The organism is Thermoactinomyces sp. CICC 10735, from assembly GCF_016055175.1.
In the GTDB taxonomy this organism is placed as follows: Bacteria; Bacillota; Bacilli; order Thermoactinomycetales; family Thermoactinomycetaceae; genus Thermoactinomyces; species Thermoactinomyces vulgaris.
The window spans coordinates 1-762 of record NZ_JAECVT010000014.1 but is presented as its reverse complement, the minus strand read 5'-3'; the positions used below and the strand labels follow the sequence as shown (position 1 = coordinate 762).

General features: G+C 55.6%; 1 rRNA gene. It reads right to left on the bottom strand.

Annotated elements, in window-relative coordinates:
• A 23S ribosomal RNA gene (locus I8U23_RS13325) occupies positions 1–762 on the bottom strand; the annotation flags it as partial.

The window sequence follows — 762 nt, the reverse complement described above, 5'->3', positions numbered from 1 at the left end:
GTTCGATTGGCATTTCACCCCTACCCACACCTCATCCTATGGTTTTTCAACACCAACAGGTTCGGGCCTCCATTCCGTGTTACCGGAACTTCACCCTGGACATGGGTAGATCACCCGGTTTCGGGTCGACGGCCACGTACTCATTCGCCCTGTTCAGACTCGCTTTCGCTGCGGCTCCGGCTTCTCACCTTAACCTCGCACGTAACCGTCACTCGCCGGTTCATTCTACAAAAGGCACGCCGTCATCCCTTTAAAAGGACTCCGACTGATTGTAAGCACACGGTTTCAGGTTCTCTTTCACTCCCCTCCCGGGGTGCTTTTCACCTTTCCCTCACGGTACTGGTTCACTATCGGTCGCCAGGGAGTATTTAGCCTTGGGAGGTGGTCCTCCCTGCTTCCCACGGGGTTTCACGTGTCCCGCGGTACTCAGGATCCGTCTCGGAGGGTGACCGATTTCGATTACAGGGCTGTTACCTTCTTTGGCGGGTCTTTCCAGAACCACTTCATCTATCCGTCACCTTTGTAACTCCGTGTGAGACGTCCTACAACCCCGGTTGGCAAAGCCAGCCGGTTTGGGCTGTTCCCGTTTCGCTCGCCGCTACTCAGGGAATCGCGTTTGCTTTCTCTTCCTCAGGGTACTAAGATGTTTCAGTTCCCCTGGTATGCCCCCGTCCATCCTATGGATTCAGATGGCGGTGCCAGCTCTTCAAGCTGGCGGGTTCCCCCATTCGGACATCCCCGGATCAACGCTCACTTACAGCT